This is a genomic window from Microbulbifer sp. A4B17 (genome assembly GCF_003076275.1).
GTDB lineage: Bacteria > Pseudomonadota > Gammaproteobacteria > Pseudomonadales > Cellvibrionaceae > Microbulbifer.
In genome coordinates, this window is the sequence record NZ_CP029064.1 from 1,511,394 (window position 1) to 1,533,240 (window position 21,847).

Sequence of the window (21,847 nt, forward strand, 5' to 3'; positions counted from 1 at the left end):
GTGCGAAAGCCCGAGTTATAGAGCCATGGCTTACATCTACAGAAAGTCCCCCCTAACTTATTGATTTAATTATGGGTAAAATGTGTTCAAGAGCGGGAGGTCGAACCAGGCGACTTGAGCTGATGGCTCACTATCTCTGGTTACTATTTAGATAATAGTTTGTAACCTGCTGTAAATAAAGGCTTTTTTTCGGGGCTTGGAAGATCCCTCCCAGAAATAGTGGCCAAATAGATAGTGAGCCATTGGCTCATTAATAAACTGTTATGAGTAATCCATGGACGACGATCTATGCTACGAAAGTGACTTGATGGAGCTGTCGCCTCAAGACCTTGAGGAATACTACGGCCCATTTGACGATATAGATAGGCCAGATAGTTATGGTGATTCTTTGCTGCTAGCAGCATGTAAGAATAGAAACTTAGCGCACGTAAAGTATTATTTGATGAAAGGGGCAAACTCCGATCTCCGAAATGACTGCGGCGATACTCCCTTACTTGAGGTTATTGATAGTGCTGAAGATGATGAAGAGGTCGCAATACCAATTATTCAAACTTTGATTGATGCTGGCGCAAACTTAGAGGTTCGAGGGTATATGGATAAAACGCCATTTCTAAAGGCGTGCTCTAGAAACTCAATCAGCGTTTTAAAGCTATTGGTTGAGTCTGGCTGCAATACTAAAGCGGTTGTTTCTGAGTATGGTGAAGACTTGAACGGCTTATGGTTTGCGAATTGCTTTGGCCTAAACAACGACCTCAAAGAGTATATTGGTAATGCAGTCAAAAACTCATAACAAGCAGCGGCACAATCGCCCGCAAAAAGCGCGGGCTGGACTCGCAAAACTACGTTTTGCTCGCCTGTGCGCTGGGCGTTAGAGCAATAAATGGACACTGAAGAAATTTCTTACCTGGTCATATATCTGGCAGTTCTAGCTGTGTATTTCTTTGTGTCTTTCATCACTGTAAGGTGGGGCTGGAGAAAGTTAGAGTACTTCAAAAGCGCAGTCAAAATTCCACTAAGAACCTGTCTAATTACCTTTTTCTTTGCACCGACAGTATTTGCGTGTGGAGCAGCAGCTTTTGTACCTTTCCCAATATTATTGATAAGTGAATTCGTCAGCGAGCCTTCTGCATGCTCTAGCCAACTTAGGTTTGCATTTCCTGTACTAGCTATTTTTTGGACGATATGTTTAGTTGTATACCTTTCAAAGATAGCTATTTGTAGGCTTAGGTCATGAGTGCAATATTCAGTCTAACAATCACAGGCAGTTTGCGCCGGCCCCTTATGGGGCCTCTGCGGGACAGCCTAAGCTACGCTTCGGCCGTCCCTGCTGTGGTCGTTCAGGCTGTAGAAAAACTCTTAAAAAGTAGCTTTTTTGTTAAAATGGAGGTCTTGATGTCGAGATTATCCATATGCCCAATTTCAAACGTTACGATTACAACCAAGATGCAATGGTCGTCATCAATTTCGAAGAACAACTACAACCTGAAACCTTTGAGTTTACACTTCATCATTTGATTGATGACCATATCGACCTCTCTGTCTTCCATAAAAAATATCAAAATGATAGCGGCGGGCGAACCGCTTATGATCCAGCTATCCTCCTGAAAATCATATTGTTTGCTTACTCAAAAGGCATTACCTCAAGCCGTGAAATTCAATGGCAATGTGAGAACAATATCCTCTTCAAAGCACTGTCATGCGATACCGTTCCGCATTTTACTAGTATTGCAAGTTTCGTAAGCAGTTATCCTGATGCGATTGAGTCGGTGTTTGAGCAAGTGTTACTGGTCTGCGATCAGCAGGGGCTGCTTGGCAACGAACTTTTCGCAATAGATGGATGCAAGATGCCATCCAATGCCAGCAAAGAACATTCGGGGACTTTTAGAGAGCTAGAACAGAAGCAGGAAAAAATTCGCAAGAAGATCAAAGATTGCCTCAAAGAGCACAAGAGGCTGGATGGCAGGAAACCTAAAGAAAAAGAGCGAAAGCAAGCGGTAGCTAAAGCGGCGGATACGCTGCAGAAACACTTTGATAAAATTGATCAGTTCTTAAAGAATCACTCCCCCAGGATGGGGCAAGGTAAAAAACCTAAAGAAGTGAAAAGTAATATCACGGACAATGAATCAGCTAAGATGACTACCAGCAAGGGAACCATTCAGGGCTATAACGGTGTTGCCGCAGTTGATAGGAAGCATCAGATAGTTGTTGAGGCCCAGGCCTTTGGAGAGGGCCAGGAGCATCATACATTGAAACCTATTCTTGATGGCATCAGTTGCCATTATCAGAATATAGGAATAGATGAAGACATCTTGGCCAAACAGGTCATCATTACTGCTGATACTGGATTCTCCAACGACGCTAACTACAACTACCTGCGAGAGAACGGCATCAATGCCTATATACCTGACAATAAATTCCGTTCACGTGATAAAGCTTTTACAAAGCAAAAAACCAAGTATGGCAAGCGCAATCAAAAAGGTAGGGCTAATGTCCAGAAGAATATCCCAGCTAGTGAATTTACATTCAACAAGAAAAAGAAAACCTGTATCTGCCCTGCAGGAAAAGCCATGCTCTTGTTAAAAGAAGAGCATGTCAGTGAAGGTAAGAAAAAACTACTGTTCGAAGGACGCCTCACCGACTGCAGGGCATGCAGCCTTAAAAGTCAGTGTATGCGAAACCCAGATTCTGCCGACTCTCGAAAAGGACACGGAAGGCAAGTATCCCTTACTTGGACAAACGGACGGACAGCCATCGACTGGATAAAAAAGCGGGTTGATAGTATCGAGGGCAAGACCATTTATGGACATCGAATGTCTGTTGTCGAACCGGTATTTGGGAACATTGGTACCAACAAGCGATTAAATCGCTTTTCGCTACGAGGAAAAAGTAAGGTTCAGGGACAATGGCAGATGTTTTGCTTGGTACATAACATTGAAAAGCTGATGAGATATGGCAGTATCCACTGATTGAGTATAAATTAAGGTCATCAAGACACTTAAACTTAATACAATGAAAGAAATTTGGTGGTAGAGCTAAATTTAGCCCGAAATTTTAATTGGAGGAGTCTGGGAAGTGGCAGATCTTTCTAAAACTGTTTTTCTACAGTCTCGTTAGCATCAAGGAATGTATGGAAGAAAAGTTAAGTAAAAAGGTAAAGTTCATTTTTTTGATCATCCATCAGGTTATGCAGGCCAATCTGTATGGGGAGATGTCGTTGGACTTGATCTATACGAGATTAGAAATATTTCCGTATTCCCGTACGGTGTTAGTTTTTTAGATATTGTCAGAGCTCAAGAAGACGAAGGCTGAATTATTCAGGTATCTGAAGTCGTTACGAAAATCACTCATCATACAATCAGAGTGTTCTTTGTTGATGGGATGAGCACGGATAAAACTCCGAGAGACTCTTGAAGTTCAAGGGCGGAGGCATTGGTTCAGATAGATGGAATGATGACCTTTACGCATTAAATGTCACTCCACAAATAGATTATAAGGCTTTCATAGAAGAGCTGGAGGAGCTCGAAGATCAAGGCATCATTGAGTTTGAGCTTTCTGGAGAGTGGAAGGAAACTTTGATGCACAGAAAAGTGCTAACAAATAAAGACGTCCGACATTAAACTAGTAACTACGTTCTAGTTTTGCCACAGGTGCTTTTAACGTTATGTGTATCTAGAATGAATAGACTGACCAAAAAAGAAATTTTTAATCTAATCGATTCCATCGAATCGGAACAGTTGGCGTTTGAAAGAGTGCGTCCTCACAATAAAGGCGAAATTCGTAAGAAAGACTCTCTTAAAAAGGGGGAGTTCAAAAATATGGTGTCTGAAGCTATTGAAGAAGGGCATCAGCCTGGTGGAGGCTTAGAACTCAAAATACCATCAATTAAGAAAACCTTATTTGGGTACCATGATGGCATTTACAGGCTGGAATAGAACATGTAACAAACCGCAGCAATTGTTGTCCCAGCGTGTTTTGTTAGGCATACAAAGTAATTACAATGAAAAATTTATTTTTACTTATAGTTTTAATTCTATGCTCTTGTTCGTCGAGCATAGATGAAAACAGGTTAAATGTAGAAGCAGCGACTGAGTCTCTGGAACATCTATTATCAAAGTGTGCGGAGAAAGGGGGGGATTTCTCTAGAGAAGTAGAATATGTCGAGCCAATTGGAAAAAGATATTCCTATTGTAATCAAAGCGGTGCTTATATCAAATATGGTGGTTTCTTTGTTTCAGAGTACGGTTTGTATATGCCTGCAAAAGGAGTCGCTGCTGTAGAGTCTGATGGCTCTGATCCCTGCTACAAAAGAATCCGCGGCTCTGTCTATAGCTACAAAATTCGAGGTTAAAATGCTTAACCAACTCAGTTTGCAGGATCTCCGTTCCGATGTTATGTTTTCCGAGCAGTCCTATGCTACAACTCAATTGTATATGATCGATAGGAATAAGAGATGATGAGCTCTTTGGAAATAGCAGAGTATTATTTGTAGTGGTCTAATCCTTCCGGACACTTCGCTAAGATGGTAAAACTACCAAGGGAGGTGAAGTATGACAACAAAAGGTACACGTCGGCATTTCAAGCCGGAGTTCAAGAAAGACGCAGTAGCCCTAGTCTCCGAGCAAGGGTATTTAATTTCTAAGGCAGCTTTCCAGTTAGGGTACCCTGCCGGGTAATGCAGGTAAATAAGAACAGCTATTACGAGTGGTGTCGCCCTAGTGATAGGCTAATAGATAGCCAGACATGGAAACTATGCTATCGTTTGAATGCTTTACTTGTAGAATCTCGACAAAGTCTCGGAAGTCGTCGGTTAATGAAACTGTTACGCAAAGAAGGCTTTGAAATTGGGCGCTATCGAGTCCGTAAGCTCATGAAAAAGCTAGGCTTGGCAGTAAAGCGCAAGAAGCGATTTACACTGACAACAAACAGTAAACATCACCTGCCGGTCGCTGAGAACCTTTTGAATAGGGATTTTTTACGGAGTACTAAAAATCAAGTTTGAGCTACTGATATTACGTACATCCAGACTTTGTAGGGGTGGTTGTACTTGGCAGTAGTGATTGATCTCTATTCACGCCGAATTGTTGGTTGGCATCTAGACAAGCAGATGGAAACGGCTTTGGCAAGTCGTGCGCTGATGATGGCCGTCAATTTGCGTACGTCCCCAAAAGGCCTCCTGCACCATTCTGATCGAGGCAGTCAGTATGCCAGTCATACCTACCAAGCGCTGTTGAAGCAATATGGAATGGTGTGTTCAATGAGCTGTAATGGAAATTGTTGGGACAATGCACCGACTGAACGTTTCTTTAGCAGCCTGAAGCGGAAATGGTTAACGGGAAATTTCTATCCGAAAAGGGAGGATGCGATAGCAGATGTGAGAGCCTACATTGCTTATTACAACTCACGCAGAATACATACAACACTGGGGGACGTAGCCCCTATCGAATTTGAGAAATGTGCTTAAAGAAGTGTCCGGTTGGAGTTGACCACAGCGGAGTGCGCAAAATAAATATCAGCCTCTAAGCCTTAAAATGCCTTTCATTAGATATATTTTCTAATACAGCACTGAAAGAAAAATCTCATCACCCAACTTTTCTCTAATCATAATAATTTTTCTTTGTAGTCGGCTGATTTAATGGTGAGCAACCGATGACTTTTCCATGAATACTACGAAGGTAGTACTCAAAATTTAGTACTTAAAATTTAGTACTAAGAATTTAGTATAGATATCGTATATCTTCCCATCTATACCTAAAGCAGGTCACAACAAAAAGTAAAAAAATTTATAGCCAAGTAAGCTGGTTTCTAGCCCTACTTAAATTAGGTAGCGCGATAGCGATAAATTGCATGGAGGGATGCTGCAAGTAAATATAACTACGAATGAAAGAGCGAGGATCCTATTGAATGACATCAAATATCCAGTTTTATGCGATATATCATTAATTGTTATAGCTTATGCGCAAGGTAGATCTACACATTAAAAATGAAAATTTATTCAAGAGGCAGTTGTGAGTGTAACAGATTTTGGAAGTACGTTTAGGTGACCAGGGAGCTTTCATATATATGAAAGGATTGAAACTGAAGATAAACAGTTTCATGCAGGTTCATATCCATAACAATGCAAAATGTTTTCGAACACTAATAGTTTTTAAGAAATTAACGCAGTAGTGGAATTGCAAATAAATTGAATTTTTTTACGAGTAACTAACTAGATAGAATAGCTATTCCTTATAGCTACTATTTAGGTGTTATCACTATTTTTTTCTATATATTTTAAAGTAATTAAAGTGACATACAAAGCCATAAACAATGTATTGGTCGGGGCAGATTCTTCAAAAGAATCCGCGAATAACACGTTAAATTTAATGTTTGCGGGTCATCAACGACTATTTGCTAATGCTTTAGTCTCCTTTTGTCAAGAATATGATCATTCTACAAGAGTTATCACTGAGAATAATTCTCGATTGGTAGTGACAGCTATAGGCAATCCGAATCTCTGGAATCTAATACTGCTAGATGAGCTGTTCATTCGGTCCTCAGTAGATCTTTTGGATAAAATTTCACAAATTAAAAATCGGGTACCTGTTGCGATTCTTGCAGATCCTGTACTAACTTCTCGTGCCGATATTTTCCTGCGTTGTGGTATTGATGGAATTTTGAATAAGGAGGATGACATAGAGAGCTTTATTTGTGGTTGCCGGGCTATTGCTGCAGGCCAGACTTGGTTTGCACGCCCCTGGTACCAGGAGCACGTTAAGCATCGTTTACCACCAACACCTCGCCAGCTGCAAGTGTTAACACTACTTGCGAAGGGCCTTTCCAATAAGCAGATAGCAGCTTATCTCAACTGTACTGAAAATACAATTAAAGTACATTTGCGTACTATTTATAGGTCACTGAACGTGCGCACTCGAGTAGAATGCCTAAAGGCGGCGGCAGCAGAAGGATGGTTGTCGTAATCAGAAAACTCTAAATAGAGCTTGTAATCATAAAAATTTACAACCTACCAACTTTAGAATAGTTTTATATGGGTTAGTTTAAACTAATATATAGCCTATTTGATCCAATTTCGTTACCTATTTAACCGTAGATTGGATTTGTCAGTGCCCACCTCTTGACTTGTTTATTTCTCGCTACGTATATCACCAACACCGGAAAGATTTCTGACAATTAGAATTGCTCATAATACACCCCAAACATTCAATTAGCAACCCTGGTTTCCAATTATTAGTGGAATTTCTTTCTGGGAGTGTCTGGCTTTACTCGGGCTATAACTCGGGTATCGTTCGTTCTCACTCAGTTGGTAGTAGCTCACCAGTATCTTTCTCTTAGTCGGGATAAATGCTGACTCTACGAGCTGAGCCCTTCCTTACCAATTGCACTTATTATTCGGAACCAAGATGTACAGATTATGTTTAAATTTCAAGTATATTATATCTTACTACAATACTTCGGACAGTTTTAAGGGGGGAAATGGGTAAGAACTATGGGCAGATATTGAGAAAATAAGGTTCTCAAATTTAATTGGCGCAGCATCTACCCATGGAAGACGTAGTAAAAGCTATTTTCGTTCGAATGTCCAATATCAAAAAACCACAAAGAAATATCTTGCTCACACTATTTTCTGTATTGATGGTTTTTCAAGGGAATCTGAGATTTTTGAACATGGAACAGTACTGGTTAGCGAGTGAGAAGCGCTATCACCGATGGTCTTATCGAAATTTTGACTTCGCTAAGTTCATTACAGAACTGTTTATGCAGATGTTCTCTAGCGATCATGAATGTGTGGCGGCAATAGATGCCAGTTTCATCAATAAATTAGCAAAAAAGATGGAGGAATGGGGCTGGTATTACATTGGTAGTTCCGGAGCTTCACAACGTGGTCTTGAAATCTCTATGATCAGCATCACTGACCTGAAGTCGAATACTGCCTATACCTTGGATGCTCAGCAGACAACAGATGAAGAAGGCCGATCCTGAATAGAGTTATATGCTAACCATGCTATCAAACTTGCACTAACGCTCTTTGATTTCGTTATTAAATATCTTGCTGCACATACCTACTATACCAAGGCGAAATTTGTTTCGACCATTATTCCAACGGGGCTACACATCATTGGTAAGTCAAACTTGCTATGGCTATATGAAGGCGTTTACAGAGGCGCTGGACGGTCAAGAAAATATGATGGAAAAGTTGACTTTGTTGCCGGCGTGAATTGTTTTGAGTATGTTGGTATTTTGAATGATACGACTGAAGTATATACAAAGGTTGTCTATGCCAGATTTTTGAAAAGAGTTATTCACGTTGTGATACTGAGGTCTACTAACGGCGAAAAAAAGGGTCAAGTACTGCTGAATTCGACAGATACAGAGCATGATGCGATGACACTGATCGCCTATTAAAAATCAAGGTTCTAAATAGAATTTTTATTCAGAGAAGCCAAACGGCACACTTGTCTAACGCACTACCGGTCAATCTGAAAAGAGGCGATCAATCTACAAGTAAATGCATCACTGACAGCTCTAAATTTACTGAAAATTGAGGATAGAAGAGCAAAGAAAAAATGAAGCGATGGTTATTTCAATTACCAGCTGGAAGCGCCGTAAGTTCAACCAATATCTCATGGACAGACTTTTCTATGAGTTAGATCTGGATCTAAGATGTATTAGTTCAGACTTGACCTGATAGAGCAGCTTCCGAAAAATAGGTAACTGTCAGATCAAGTCTGAATTATTACACCTAAGGCGTGGAAAAATTGCCTGTATTTACGAACGGTATAGTGACTACGGGGCTATAGCTGCATGAAACTGTCCGAAGTATTGTTGCTTAAAACATTAATTTTTACGTAATTTCCTTTTTTCCGAACAAAAAGCCAAGAATTAAAGTTATAAGGGGCGTTGTAGCCTGCCATAATTCTAAGGGTTCAACCCCCTCTATTTTAAAAACAATTCCATAAATATTTAGACATAAAAGTAATAAAACAACAAGTCCGGAAATGTTGCTGGGTGAATGAGCTTTATCTCCAAATATTTTCCCCAAAAAACCAGAATCCAAATCTACTTTCTCTTTTTTGATCGCCGTTACATCTTTTTCTTTACCTTCTTCTTTAGAAATATTCATAAATGCTCCAGATTTTCAAAGAATAGTCGATTTTTACTTAAAGTTAAAAAATTACTACTTTCATTACAATCAGTAGCCACTTGCATAGCGGGTGGTATCGTGAAAGTCCATAAAGGGCTAGTCACAATCCCGCCTGCTGCATCTGTTCTTGACGGCGTTCTTCAGACTCTTGATTTTTGATTTGCTCTCGGATCGATCTACTTATCGAGCCCCAATGTACTAACACAGCATCCCCGGACCCAAGAGTGTTTTCCTGTAAAATATTTCTGTACATGCTTGTGCTTCTGAAATATCTGGATCGCAGATTTCCCTTTCAAGAACTCAACCGTATTGGAAGCACTGGATGCCGGAGGAATCATTAACAACCTATGAAATGTAATCCCTAAATACGGACCCCTCGTCGAACTCAATACCCATTTGACGGCATAAGTCTCTAAATATCTCTCTGAGCTCCCGTCTCAATGTTCCAAATAATGCTTTCTTTTGATACCTATATACAAAGACCACGTGATACCTGCAATAATACTTCACGTAAGCTTGGCACTGCTAATCTAGTATATGGACTCCTTGATAGAACTTGCCGGTTCATGGAGGCCATATTTTCATTCTGCTGCTCCGGAACAGTAGAGTCCGTCAAGTCACACGACCAGAAACTGGCTATCAAATCTTTATGATCATAGATTGAATTAATAAAAAATTTCTATATGATAGCGTGAAGATTAACTACCACTTGTGGTTAGCCTTTAACTTTTAACAAATCCATTCCAGAATGTCCTAAAAGTAATACACTGTTGATCTGCATTTAAATTATTTTTAGCGATGATACTTATTATTGATGAGCAGTTTAAATAATATCCAATTTTGTTGGTGTATTTTTCAGGTGAAAGAATTTTAACCAGATTTGGCAGATCAAATGAATAGTCTAATTTAGAAACTTTAACATCAATAATGCCAGGAAGTAGCTCTCCTATTTTTGTGTTTATAGATCCTATTATTTTTGTCGGATTCTGATAAATGATTCCGGATATCCAATTTCCCTGAGAGGAGGCTGCAATCCAGCGTCTAAAAACTTTTTTTATTCTTTTGGTGAAATCTGACCCCAAATCTGAGCCCCTCTAGCAGATTTAATCTGATCTAATGAAGTATGTGAGCTGAATCTTTTATGTTCATGAATCATAACCCCCCCCTAATGTAGAAATATCATTCATAAATCATATTAAGGAGCCTCTGAGTAATTCCGCAATATCTCTGCGGACCTTGAAGGCTGCAGATGTTAGGCGTAGCTCGCAGTGAATGGCCATAGCCCTTTGCAAGTGCTGCAACGCCGCAGCTGTAGCCTTCAAGGCCCACCCTACGGGGCTTTCAGAGCAATTAATACTCTGTATTGCGACCTCTTGAAAGGTCTAGAAATTCCTGCAAAATCGCGCCTGGATTGCTAACCGCTCTGAGAGCCTGAGGCATCACGGAATTATTCAGAGGCTCCTTAAGTCAATCGATATCTGTAGTAATTTGAAATGATCATTTAGGGTTAAGTATAAGAGAATAATTGTGGTAGTGTACAAATTATGCATCATACAGAAAACTTGGTCTTAAATAATAACTGTAACTCCCTTATGCTGCAGGCAGATAATCTTGCAGCCCCATAAATAAATTATTTGGTAACCTTCCACCTCGACTCGCTCTTGGTCTACTGTTTAGGTGATCCATTACAAATTAAGCCTGCTCTTCTGTTACTTTATTTGGATTAGTTTAGACCAAATCCAGCTGATTCTTTCTGAGTTAGAGTGACTATTTGTTGCCACATGCCACTAGTTTCTTTCTGTATCTTTTATGCTTGCTGGCGCCTGAGTTCTGCAAGCCTATGTGCTTGTCTTGGACGATATCCTTGCGGCCTGTATTACACTTAGCTCTCGGCTGATCGTTGAAGAGTGCCTATCCAGCAATTCTGCAATTTATTTCTGAGAGTGTCCGGCTTTTCTCAGGCTGTAAATCTGGTAAAGTTCTTTCTCTCTCAGTTGGTAGTAACTCATCAGTGTCTCTCTCTTTGTCGGGAGAGGAGTCGACTCTACCAGCTGAGCTCCCCTTTACCAATTGCACTTATTATCCGAAACCAAGAAGTTTCTGGCATGTTGGTCTCATTTTTATTTTATTTGGTTATTTGTGCATTGAAGTTTTGGTCGCGATGACAAGATATCTGACCAAGGGCTTGCTACTAGATCGGGTTTTTTGGGTGAAAAGCGGAAGTCACAGCTAATGCGTGTGTGGCCCGTATCATTTTCTTTGCTACCATGCTTAAGCATTCCTCCGTCCCAGAGTAAGGCTTCACCGTATCTCAGATTGAGAGGTTTGTATTGGTCAGTGCCATAGTCTGTTTCACACCAAACTGTGCATCCCTCAAAAACATTGGTAAAAGGTAGGTAGCAATTTATTTGATCGTACTGTTTTGTGATATCCACATCTCTATGAAAGCCGCTAACACAGCCAGTGCCGGATAAATGAACACGCATTTTAGGGTGGGCGGAGTAACTGATTTTACGATTAAAATGGGGAGCAATCACATTGGCAACCCAGGTATGGTAGATCTGATAAAAGAGCGAGTTATCTGGTAGGCGTTGCATGAGTTCGCGCAACACTATATTATCTTTGTAGGTTAAAACCTGTTTACCTGATTGTTTTTTCCAGACTTCATGGAGTTTGTGTAGATTAGGCACTTTAAAAACAGACGAAGACAGTACTCGCTGGAAGGGGTACTGGTTGACATCGTAACGAACAATAATCATGGACGTTGTGGAGGGCTTAATATTTTACTGTTGATTTCATATTGAGAATGCCTGCTGTAAAATTATCCACCCTCCCTTGCGTATCTGTCTGCGTCGTGATTGATGTCCGGAAAGATTGAGTAGTAAACAGTGTGAAAGATGTTATTAATTTTAATGGGTGCTTTGTTAGGGAAGATAAAAGCCCATAGCCCGTATTAGGGCGATAAGTGCCGGACTCATCTACAAGTTCAATTCTTTTATAAGCTATGCTTGCAGGCAATTTGTGTTTATGGCTAAAGGTGACGTTGGAGTAATCAAAAGTCACGATGGATAATAAACTGTCAGATTCTTTATTATATATCCTACTGTCTTTTATGCTTGGATTACCATCTCTATTTTGGATTATTCCTGAGTCAAAATTGATATTAAACGTGCTATTCAATTTACCCAATAAGATATCAACATGAAAGGCCATAGTTGATGAATCTAACGATTTGCTCTCGGGCCACATCGATATGTGATTAAGGTGGTCGCCAATAAATTTTTCGGTAGGGTTATAGTTGTCTGCACTTGCTGATTTTGGTAAATTATTTACCTCATGCATCGCATCTTGATGAAGTTGACATAGCGACCTAAGTCTATAGATGGTTTGTGTGTGGTTTGAGTTGTGACTTACATTCATTGTGGCTTCCTTCATGCTTAAATCAAGTTAGCTACATATTTATTCACTACTTTGCTGGTGAAATTATGTTTTTCCCATTTATGCCAGAGCATTAATCCACCTTTCTTTGAATTTTCTTGGGCGATAGAGGCTAGATAAGGTCGAGCCCATGTAGCGATTGTAAAGGGACCAGTGTATGATGATGGATTATCTGAAATGGATGAGCCATAACATTGAAATTGCCCGGGCTCTTCGCTTGATGTATATGTGCCAAAGAACTCAATTGAGTTAATAATTGGATCTCTAAGAAACATAATGCTACCTTGATGGTAGGCGGGCATACCATCACTCCAATTTATGACACCTTTTTCAAAGGAAAAATCTCTAATGTTTATTTGATTTATAGTTAGCCCCCGCTCTGAAATGACAAGGTCGTTAACAATTTTTGAAAAGCGGCCAGACGTTCTCATCGAATAATTACCCTTGGGTAGGGTATCTGTATTTCTAGGCTCCAAGGTGCTAGCGGCAACATTGAACCGATCAGGATCAACTTCGTCGGCTACAAAATTGGGTGTTGTTGGTGTATCATCATTTTTATCCCAAATCTTTCCGATTATTCGGCGTTGCCCATGCAGCTCTATATCAGGTCGGAGGAAACCATTAAAAGGGACGGTCTTGGAACTTTTCCATTTAATAGTGCCATTAAAGAATTTAAATTTCTTAATCCTAATATCGTTGATGTAGAGTACACTTTTATTGCGGTCGTATTGATTTCCAATAAGTGTTACTAGAAATTTCTGACCTGGTTCCATATATACACCGGTAAATGGATAGAGATTATTTCGGTGAATATAATCTATAGAGCTATGTAGCCGGGACCAATCAATACTCAACCCCTCACTTTCAAGCCATTCACTAAAAGCTTTCCTTGCTTGAGGCTTATTTAATCGGGATATACTTTTGAGTGCTTTAGTTGCAGATGATTTTTTTGTCAGCAGATTATAGAGAGTAGTCTCCGTGTCATTACAGCGGTGGAAAACACCTTTACAAGCAATTTGTACTGCACCTGAATCTCGAGATACAAGAAGTGAACGTTCTCGGTCAGAAAGTTTGTTAAATGCCTCAGCACTAACTGCTTCTACAGGGGATTTGCGATAAAGGTCTTGTAGCTCAGTATCAAAGTACACACTGATAAGAAATTTGCTAGCTTCAGTTTCCCGCTGCCACTTATAAGAGTGGGGGATTTTAAATTTCTCAAATGCCTCAAATGCTTTCATTTCCTTGGCACCATATAAGCCAATCTCGCGCAAAGGAGAACCAGGTGTAACAAGCGACTGGCCTTCACTAATGACACCAAGATCTAATGCCGTTTGATAGTGTGTGGGGATAACATCACGAGGGGGGATATAAAAAGTAGATAAACCAGAAATATTGGTTTGCACTTCTGGGTCATGCAATTGATGTAAAGATAGCTTTTCTTTCAAGGGCTCTATAGTGGGATATCGGGAGCCAACATAATGAATGATTTCAAAGTCGGGGTCGTAAATGCCTTCAAGCCAACTTACAAAGTAGGAAAAATTATTATTTAAATAACCTTGTCGTCGGTATCCCAACTCACCAATGAGGCCAACTTGCCATAAAACAACATGGAGACTAGGATCGATATTGCGGCGTCGGATGATGCAATCAGTGGCCTCGTACGTTTGTAAGCCTGGGTGCGATGGGTCAACACCTAAGTCAGCACAGAGTGTATCTAGGGCAGAAACGCCCGCTTTCATTCTCGCCTTGTAGCCCTCTCTGCGCGCGATTTCTATTGCTCTGTGGGTAGAGAGGACAAAAATTCCGGGGTGACCATAAAATAAAACGGCTACTTTTAAACCCTGCCGAACCCAGTACAGCTGAGCCTCAGTCATTTGCATATACGTGGTATAGCGAACCTTGTTTTCGCCATAGAGAACGTAAAGATCAAGGGCATCCGGGCGTAATTTTTTTAACCACACAATTGTGACTGGATCTGCCACGCAAAAGAGAACTTTATCTGCCTCTTCAAGTATTTTCTTATCGCCTAGCGAGATACCGATTGTTTCTATTCCCGAGCCGAGAATGATTAACTCACCCTCTTTAGAGTTCTCTGGAATAGTGCCTGGTTCAACATATTTAATTTCATCTTTAATTGAAGCGATGCCGCTGGCGAGTTCTTCCCAAGATTCACGATGCTGATCAAAACTTGGATAGCTTGGTTTACTATTATCATTCATGACTGCCCCCTACATGATCTTGGCAATGTATTTAAGCGCTACACTAGCACCTACTTTGATCGGTAATGTTTTTTTATCATAGGTGTATGTAGCGAGAGTGGTATAGGCTTTAAATTGATCGCCTGATGAAGAAGATTTTACCATGGCATCTACGGCGTCATCCTCATCCTTTGTGCTCCATTTCCAAGCAGCGAACGCATTATCGGCATCTTTATTCTTAGCACTGAGTAATCCAGAAACCACCATGTTTTGTTCTGACGTTGTCGCACCTTGCTGTACGTAGTAAGAAAATGTGGTCCACCGAGTTTCTACATCATTAGCTGGATTGATCATATAGTCTTGCAATAACCCCAGAGGTGCAGCTGTCGAAGGCTGTGCGTCGGAGTAGCTTTCTCCTGCTTTTTTACCCCAAAGTGCAAGTAATTTTTGCGCGCCAAGCATGCCGCCCATAACAGCTGCATTCTTAAGAACAGCCTTCATTATGGTGCCCTTATTATCCCATAGCGCGCTGCCAATTCGTTTAACAAGTCCTTTTAATGTTGACGAATCTACATCTATGTCGGTGTCGATGTCGGTATCAACATCAGTAACATTATCAACCACGTTATCGGTTACTGTATCCACTACGGAGTCAATGTCGACATCTATATCTATATCTACATCAACAACCACTCCCGCATCAATATCAACGTCAATGTCGACGTCAACATCAACGTCGGTGTCGACATCGGTATCTACATCAGTGTCCACGTCAGTATCTACATCGGTATCAACGTCGGTGTCGATATCAGTATTAACAAGGTCTCCATTTTCCTCGGCAGCAGATGTAAAATTGCTAGAGATTTTGCTAGCAATTTTGCTGAGCCCAGTTTGGATACCTTCCACAACGTTTTTGCCTGCGGTTTGCAGTGCGCTAAATAAGCTTGGTAAGGATTGAGCTAGGGAGATGACGGTGTGGCAAATCATAATAATGTTGACACCGGTATAGGCAAGATAGGCTAGATCATAGACGCCCATCCACCAAGCAAGCTTTGGTACCTTGTAGGGCTGCGCGATAATATCGTTGCCATTATATTTTCCTGTGAAGAAAAGCTCATATTTTCCTTCATCACCACTATGCATGATCATGTCTTGCATAACGCCAGTCATATCGACGCCGCTAGATTCAGAACCACCATTACTGAGTAAAGTAGCTTTTTCCCAGGTTACACTGATGGATTTGCCAAGAATTGGGTTGCCATTTCCATCCACTCCTGTTACTGGTGAAAACTGAACACTGCCATCATCGTTAAAAGTAATTTCTGCTGTGAGGTCTTTGGGAAGCACCAAGGGGATTGCGGGCTGTGGGTTGGCAGGGCTGTAACAGTAATATGTGCCTACCCAGGCGCGGGCATCGTTTTCAGCCCAATATTGAACGGCGGCATATAAGCCGTAGTCAAAGCTATAGTTATTATCACTAAACCATTTATTTAGGTCGCTTTCTTGTTTTGTTAAATCAGTTTGATTCAACAAAATGTTATTGATTGCCAGAGCATTGGGCCCATAAGGACTACCTTTATATTGTTTGTAAAATTCAAAGGCTTGAGTTGATGCGTTTTGGGTGTCACTTGTTATGGTTACATTGGTATCGCCTTCAATATTTGTGACAGTTTGTGCGATCGGTTGGCCTGTTGAATGGAGTGAGAATGAAAGATTTTGTAGCGGTGTATCAGCAGGAGTCGTGTACACACTTTTAGTGTTAGCAGCAACAGATCCGACCTTTGTATAAACCGGATACATACTATCCGGATTGCTGGTCGAAGCCCCAGAGGGAACTGTGAAAGTGTAAATATCCAGTGCTTGACCGTATTGATTATCAATATTTACGTTATTTCCGGTTGACATGATTGCCCCTTTAGAAAGTAATGATTGGTTATAAATCCGATAAGCACTGGACTGAATTGTTTTATAGGGCACCCACTAAGTTGTGAGTGCCTAAAAAGTTACAAACCTTCAGGTTCAATCGGATCTTCGCCTTCGGGGTTATCATTGGTTGTGGTTTCTTCTTGGGCCTCATTCATTTTATCAACCTCTTCACTAACCTGTTCAGTAGCAGTCTGGTTTTCTTTAATTGCCTGTTGTTGTTCTTCTGTTATTTGATCACTAAGATTCGTCGCAAGGTCGGTAGTTTGGGTGCTGATGTCATCCATGCTTTGCTTCGCTGTATCGACTACATTGCCAAGATCAGTTTGGCCCTCAATAGCGTCGTTTAATTCGTTAGTAGTTTCTTTCAGTTTTTTGGCAGTAGACTCCAAGCCTTCAATTTGTTCCTCTGTCATAGACGATTCGTATTCTCCGAGAGTTTCAAGAGTATCCTCTTGATTATCTAGCCCTTCTTGAATATTAGCTGCATTCTGGTTGTCATTTATTGAAGTGGTTTGCTCATCAATTGTATCTAAGGCCTCCTCGGGTGATCCTGGCTCTTTTATTTTGCCGTCAGACATTTCTTTAATGTTGTCAGATATTGATTCATTGAGTGTGTCTTCAGTTTCCTTCATATTATCGTCGAATTCAGATTTAGTTGCAGATTCATCAACATCTTTAGCCGTACTTATTTTTCCTTTTGCCCATTTAAACATTCCAAAAAGGGATGAGGCAAAAAACTGCAGCATCATTATTGCACCACCAATTTCCATAACAGATGAAAATACTTGGGCGGAGGTTTTAGGATGAAATAATGCGCTCCAAAAATCCGAATTTTTATCGTCGCTCAGCTGGGGTGAGTCAAAACCAGTAACAGTTAAGCCATACACTGAACCCGTGATAACAGGTAGGATCGACGTGTCAGTTTCCACCTGAGTAAAAGTGCGTTTAAGCATGAACATGCCTTTGACGGCGATTTGGCTTATATCGGAACCGGTGCTGTCTGTAAATAATCCATCGGCATAAGTAAGAGAAACTGCCTTTGATGCGTCTACATCTACGGTGGTGGTGTCACTTGGTTTTTTGGCAGGATTAAACTTAATGGTGTAGCCGCCATTCGCTTTTGTGAGATCAATAGTGCTAGGTGGAGTAAGGACTAAAGTTCCTTGGAAGGTTGTTGTGCTTCCGTCATTGCCATACAAATAATATGTCACCGCAGTTTTGCTATATTTCGCCCAAGCGAAGGGAAATTTGTCATAATAGCTCTGCATGGCAGTTACAGCAGCTAGAGTAACATCCTTGTAGCTGTCAGTACTTTCAAAAAAATTGTTAACGCTCTCAGTTATTGAGTTCGAAACATTTTGAGCTGATCCGCTACTTCCGTCAGCTGCAGTTTGTGCAGTGCTTTGGGTGCTGGAAAGGGCGGCTTGATAATCTTTGGTTAGTTTGGACGTAGGGTAGGCTTGAGTTGTCTGTATGAAACTAGCGGCGTCTTGCAAGGATTTAGCATCAGCGTTTGTAACAATTTGATCCGGGTAAGTCTCTGTTGTGAAATCCTGCATTACTGACAAATTAGCGACGGGGTAATACCAGGTTGAATTACTAATCAGTAAGTTATAAAGTAACGATTGTGTTGGTTTATTTGTTTTGGGATCTGTGTAGGTTTGGTCAAGAGTGACGGTGCCAGATTTGCCGTTGTTTGTAACATTGCCACCTTCCTTTAGTGCTAGAATTTCTAAATTTTGATTATAAACTTTAGTGGCATCTGATGCTGAGGTTGGGTCTGATGTGGTTGGGGTTATTACGACTACATCCTGACCAGATTGGTTGGTTATTTTGCAAAGATTAGATGAGCCATTAGAGTCTTGAAGTTTCATTTGTGTACCTTTTTCTAAACCTGTTTCCAATTGTGTTCCATTCTCTGAATCTGTTTTCTGTTGTTTCCGCCTCGCTAAATATGATTTCAGTTGTGCCCCTATCTCTAAAGCAGATTTCTTTTTACCACTCTTATCAGAATCTGTTTCCTGTTGTTTCCGCTTCTCTAAATCTGATTTTAGTTGTGTCCCTCTTTCTAAATTAGATTCCTGTTTTCTTCCCTTATCTGAACCTGTGTCCTGTCTTCTCCCACTCTCTGGATGTGGTTTCTCTTCTCTCTCTCCCTCTAAATCATGTTTCTGTTGTCTTTTCTTATCTGAACGTTTTTTCATTTGTATCTCCTTTTCTGAACTTGATTGAAAAAAACCTAGCTTTAGGTTAGAAGGCTTAGCAATTAATTACATTCCCAATTGGAAGTACTTCCTTAGTTGTAACTAAGACACAGGTAAACCACCACTGATCCTACCCACCAACGACGGACACTCTCTTAAGCGATAAACTACGCAGCAGAGGTGCTCTATGACAGGATCAAGTAAATCAACTAAAACCACTCGTTAACAATACTCTGAGGAGTACAGACAAGACGCCCCCCCTCAGATTTACGGGTGGAGATGCCGAGCGAGAGTTAGCCACAGAGAATGCTCACCTTAAGCGACAGCTGGCGGAGTAGGCAGAGGAGCTGGCGATCTTAAAAAAGGCCGCAGCGTAGTTTACAAGGCGCCCGAAATGAGGTTCGCCTTTATGCAAAAGCACAGGCTAGAATTCAGCATTAAGGCGTTGGCTAGGGTGTTGGGTGTATCTCGTAGTGGCTTTTACGGTTGGATATCAGGATCGGCCATTCAATCCATGCACCAACTAAATCGAATTCAACTGGACAGCTTGGTAGGACAGCGCCTTATAGCCAGTAAAGAACGTAGCGGCGCCCCTCGCCTGACAAAAGAGCTCGCCTATGAAGGGAACAAATATAATCAAAAAACAATTGCTTCCAGTATGCACCGACAGGGGTTTCAGGCTAAAGCATCCAAGAGGTACAAAGCCACGACCTACTCGAAACACAGCCTGCCAGTAGCCCCTAATCTACTCATGCAGTACTTCAATGCTCAGGCGCTGAATCAGAAGTGGGGCGGTGATATCACTTACCTGCGGACAGAAGAAAGTTGGTTATATCTAGCGGTAGTGATGACCTTTATAGCCGACTGGTTATTGGTTGGGCGATGTCGGAAACGATGACGGCTACATTAGTCTGTGATGCCCATCAGATGGCTCTCTGGCGACGCAAGAAACCTATGAATGTTATCGTGCATACTGATAGAGGGAGTCAGTATTGCTCTAGAGATTATCAATCTTTAATTATGGCGTATGATCTGCAGTGCAGTATGAGTGCCAAAGGTAATTGCTACGATAATGCTTGTGCAGAAACGTTTTTCCACTCACTCAAAGTAGAAGCAATCTATGGGAATCGCTTTCCCACAAGGTGCTCAATGCGAGAAACCGTATTTGATTATATAGATAGACTACAATCGATTCCGTCTTCACGGCGCCAATGGCTATGTCAGCCCTGAGGCGTTTGAAGAGCAGCTAGCCGCTTAACGATGTGTCCGTTTTGGTGTGTAGGATCATCTAACCCGTTACGCTATAGCTTGGCCCACCTTGAAATTGATTGGATTTGCCCTCACCGAAGGGGTAGAAAAAACCTACGAAACAAGATGGCAGAAAGCTTAGAAGGTATACGCCGTTGGAAAGTTGAACGAATTTTTGCATGGCTAGGGAATTACTGTCGTTTGGTGGTCAAGTGAGATCACTATTTATCTTCTTACAGAGCTTTATTCTATATTGCTTGCATGTTAATTACACTAAATAAGTTATGAAACAGCTTCAAGTCGCTGTGGTAAACTAAAGAACTTAGCTCTTATCTCATGTATGAGAAAGCAACTTAATATCTTAAATACGATGGTAATAAACAACACTTACTATGATGAGAAAATGACTTTAATTTTTGATAAAGGACCTTTGTCACTTTTTATGCAGAGCCTTGGTTCTTTTTTGGTTTACATGGTCGATAAATTTCCCGCTGACACCAGCTTTTTGAACCTAAAAGACGACCTGTTTCCGATAACTCATTGGCAACTCATGCCAATCTCAGATGGAGATTTTTATAACATTTTCAGCTCAATCGGAAACTTTGGATCTGTTAGTGTAACAAAATATTCCTGCCTGGATATAAGACTTGAAGCCATTACCCGGCTCGAACTAGAGATAAGGAATGTATTGTTACTAATATTGCATAACTCCCGCAGTTTCGGACGATTTGTAGTGACGAAGTATCGGAAAGTCGTTCCGACAGGTACAGGTAGTGTTCGGATTTCTAGATCATTTCTTTACTATTAGAAAAAAAATAGATGACCAAACTCACTTTCAAGATGGATGCCGCCGTAAAAACTTGCGTGAGGGTAAAGGCCTCAGTGGCAAAGACGGGATCCTATTAACAGGCCACGCTTTCAAATAGTTTGATAAAATCGCGTAGGTCTTTGTATTTCATGGGTTGCTGGTCTAGAAAAATAAACCAGAGCGCAGTGTAAAACAGAAATCATAAAATGAGGAACAGCACTCCGGACGGAGTCTTGATAGGCAGGGAAGAGAAACGGCCCGCAATGCGTATGTTGCAGGCCACAAAAACCTCAAGCTTGTATGAAGCTTAGAAACGGGGATGACGCGGGCGATCTACACGAGGCTTGGCTTCGTTCACACGGATGTTACGGCCAGACAGGGGCTGCTCGTTCATCTCTTTGATCGCTTTACGCGCTTCGTTATTATTAGGCATTTCTACGAAACCGAAGCCCCTAGAGCGGCCAGTCTCGCGGTCGGTGATCACAGTAGCTCGAGAGATATATCCAAATGCGCCAAAAGCTTCATGCAAGTGGTCAGAGGTTACGTCGTAGGCCAGATTTCCAATATAGATATTCACAAAAGGTTCTCACTTGATGTTTGGGCTGTATTGCAGTCACAAATGGGTAACCAGCTCCACCATATTACTCATCTGAGATTGGCCCTTTTAGCGGTTTGAATCTTGGGCCAATTCGGTCGGACGCAGCTTTATGAAACCTATATCAAGCGCCAAGATGTAAAACCTTATATGCCTAAAAGCTCGCCTTTGAATCCGCACTCATAAGCCGTAGCATAGAGGTCGAGATAGGAAGAAGGTTGACATTGGCAATCCGGATATGTCTTTCCTGATGCCGTATGAACTTCTCTAGATAGCTCCCATGGTTATTTC

At 41.1% G+C, this 21,847-nt stretch carries 19 protein-coding genes and 1 pseudogene; 10 read left to right on the plus strand and 10 right to left on the minus strand.

Annotation, left to right across the window (positions count from 1 at the left end):
- Nucleotides 1-274: 274 nt before the first annotated feature.
- The 9 genes from BTJ40_RS06685 (at nucleotide 275) to BTJ40_RS06725 (ending at nucleotide 7,977) form a co-directional block, all read left to right on the plus strand.
- Complete coding sequence (locus BTJ40_RS06685) at nucleotides 275-790, plus strand: ankyrin repeat domain-containing protein (RefSeq protein ID WP_108732354.1); 516 nt, start codon at nucleotides 275-277, stop codon at nucleotides 788-790.
- Between the two features lie 619 nt (nucleotides 791-1,409).
- Complete coding sequence (locus tag BTJ40_RS06690) at nucleotides 1,410-2,966, plus strand: transposase (protein ID WP_108732355.1); 1,557 nt, start codon at nucleotides 1,410-1,412, stop codon at nucleotides 2,964-2,966.
- A 441-nt stretch (nucleotides 2,967-3,407) separates the two neighbouring features.
- The gene (locus tag BTJ40_RS06700; protein WP_108732357.1) at nucleotides 3,408-3,617 is read left to right on the plus strand and encodes a hypothetical protein; all 210 of its coding nucleotides are present in this window, start codon (nucleotides 3,408-3,410) and stop codon (nucleotides 3,615-3,617) included.
- 57 nt (nucleotides 3,618-3,674) lie between these two features.
- A complete protein-coding gene (locus BTJ40_RS06705) occupies nucleotides 3,675-3,932 on the plus strand; it encodes a hypothetical protein (RefSeq protein ID WP_108732358.1) in 258 nt (85 codons plus the stop codon).
- A gap of 65 nt (nucleotides 3,933-3,997) precedes the next feature.
- Nucleotides 3,998-4,348 carry a hypothetical protein gene (locus BTJ40_RS22220; protein ID WP_157953929.1) on the plus strand — a complete coding sequence of 117 codons (351 nt, stop codon included), beginning with the start codon at nucleotides 3,998-4,000 and terminating at the stop codon, nucleotides 4,346-4,348.
- 324 nt (nucleotides 4,349-4,672) lie between these two features.
- Entirely contained in the window at nucleotides 4,673-4,999 is a 327-nt protein-coding gene (locus BTJ40_RS23060) for an IS3 family transposase (RefSeq protein WP_108732359.1), read from the plus strand.
- Nucleotides 5,000-5,044: 45 nt separating this feature from the next.
- Nucleotides 5,045-5,461: an IS3 family transposase gene (locus tag BTJ40_RS06715; protein WP_157953931.1), complete on the plus strand. Its 417-nt coding sequence runs from the start codon at nucleotides 5,045-5,047 to the stop codon at nucleotides 5,459-5,461.
- A gap of 823 nt (nucleotides 5,462-6,284) precedes the next feature.
- Nucleotides 6,285-6,956, plus strand: coding sequence for a response regulator transcription factor (locus tag BTJ40_RS06720; RefSeq protein WP_157953932.1), 672 nt, complete (start codon nucleotides 6,285-6,287; stop codon nucleotides 6,954-6,956).
- Between the two features lie 583 nt (nucleotides 6,957-7,539).
- Nucleotides 7,540-7,977: a hypothetical protein gene (locus BTJ40_RS06725; RefSeq protein WP_108732362.1), complete on the plus strand. Its 438-nt coding sequence runs from the start codon at nucleotides 7,540-7,542 to the stop codon at nucleotides 7,975-7,977.
- 862 nt (nucleotides 7,978-8,839) lie between these two features.
- Here the strand turns inward: BTJ40_RS06725 and BTJ40_RS06735 are convergent.
- From BTJ40_RS06735 to BTJ40_RS06775, 9 genes are all read right to left on the minus strand, one after another.
- Nucleotides 8,840-9,118 (minus strand): hypothetical protein, encoded by a 279-nt coding sequence (locus BTJ40_RS06735; RefSeq protein WP_108732364.1) that lies wholly within the window; start codon nucleotides 9,116-9,118, stop codon nucleotides 8,840-8,842.
- Between the two features lie 197 nt (nucleotides 9,119-9,315).
- Complete coding sequence (locus tag BTJ40_RS23065) at nucleotides 9,316-9,477, minus strand: transposase (protein ID WP_108732365.1); 162 nt, start codon at nucleotides 9,475-9,477, stop codon at nucleotides 9,316-9,318.
- A gap of 7 nt (nucleotides 9,478-9,484) precedes the next feature.
- Complete coding sequence (locus BTJ40_RS23070; RefSeq protein WP_108732366.1) at nucleotides 9,485-9,649, minus strand: transposase; 165 nt, start codon at nucleotides 9,647-9,649, stop codon at nucleotides 9,485-9,487.
- A gap of 212 nt (nucleotides 9,650-9,861) precedes the next feature.
- Nucleotides 9,862-10,221, minus strand: coding sequence for a hypothetical protein (locus BTJ40_RS06750; protein WP_108732367.1), 360 nt, complete (start codon nucleotides 10,219-10,221; stop codon nucleotides 9,862-9,864).
- 1,038 nt (nucleotides 10,222-11,259) lie between these two features.
- Nucleotides 11,260-11,898, minus strand: coding sequence for a streptomycin biosynthesis enzyme StrG (locus BTJ40_RS06755; protein ID WP_108732368.1), 639 nt, complete (start codon nucleotides 11,896-11,898; stop codon nucleotides 11,260-11,262).
- Nucleotides 11,899-11,914: 16 nt separating this feature from the next.
- Complete coding sequence (locus BTJ40_RS06760) at nucleotides 11,915-12,559, minus strand: hypothetical protein (protein WP_157953934.1); 645 nt, start codon at nucleotides 12,557-12,559, stop codon at nucleotides 11,915-11,917.
- 17 nt (nucleotides 12,560-12,576) lie between these two features.
- The gene (locus tag BTJ40_RS06765) at nucleotides 12,577-14,796 is read right to left on the minus strand and encodes an SAM-dependent methyltransferase (RefSeq protein WP_108732370.1); all 2,220 of its coding nucleotides are present in this window, start codon (nucleotides 14,794-14,796) and stop codon (nucleotides 12,577-12,579) included.
- 9 nt (nucleotides 14,797-14,805) lie between these two features.
- The gene (locus tag BTJ40_RS06770; RefSeq protein ID WP_108732371.1) at nucleotides 14,806-16,680 is read right to left on the minus strand and encodes a hypothetical protein; all 1,875 of its coding nucleotides are present in this window, start codon (nucleotides 16,678-16,680) and stop codon (nucleotides 14,806-14,808) included.
- A 98-nt stretch (nucleotides 16,681-16,778) separates the two neighbouring features.
- Nucleotides 16,779-18,905, minus strand: coding sequence for a hypothetical protein (locus BTJ40_RS06775; protein ID WP_108732372.1), 2,127 nt, complete (start codon nucleotides 18,903-18,905; stop codon nucleotides 16,779-16,781).
- Nucleotides 18,906-19,174: 269 nt separating this feature from the next.
- Between BTJ40_RS06775 and BTJ40_RS06780 the strand changes: the two are divergent.
- Nucleotides 19,175-20,163: pseudogene (locus tag BTJ40_RS06780) on the plus strand (IS3 family transposase); the annotation flags it as partial.
- A gap of 1,105 nt (nucleotides 20,164-21,268) precedes the next feature.
- On the opposite strand, the gene BTJ40_RS06790 reads toward BTJ40_RS06780, so the two are convergent.
- Entirely contained in the window at nucleotides 21,269-21,538 is a 270-nt protein-coding gene (locus tag BTJ40_RS06790; RefSeq protein WP_108732374.1) for an RNA-binding protein, read from the minus strand.
- Nucleotides 21,539-21,847 lie beyond the last annotated feature (309 nt).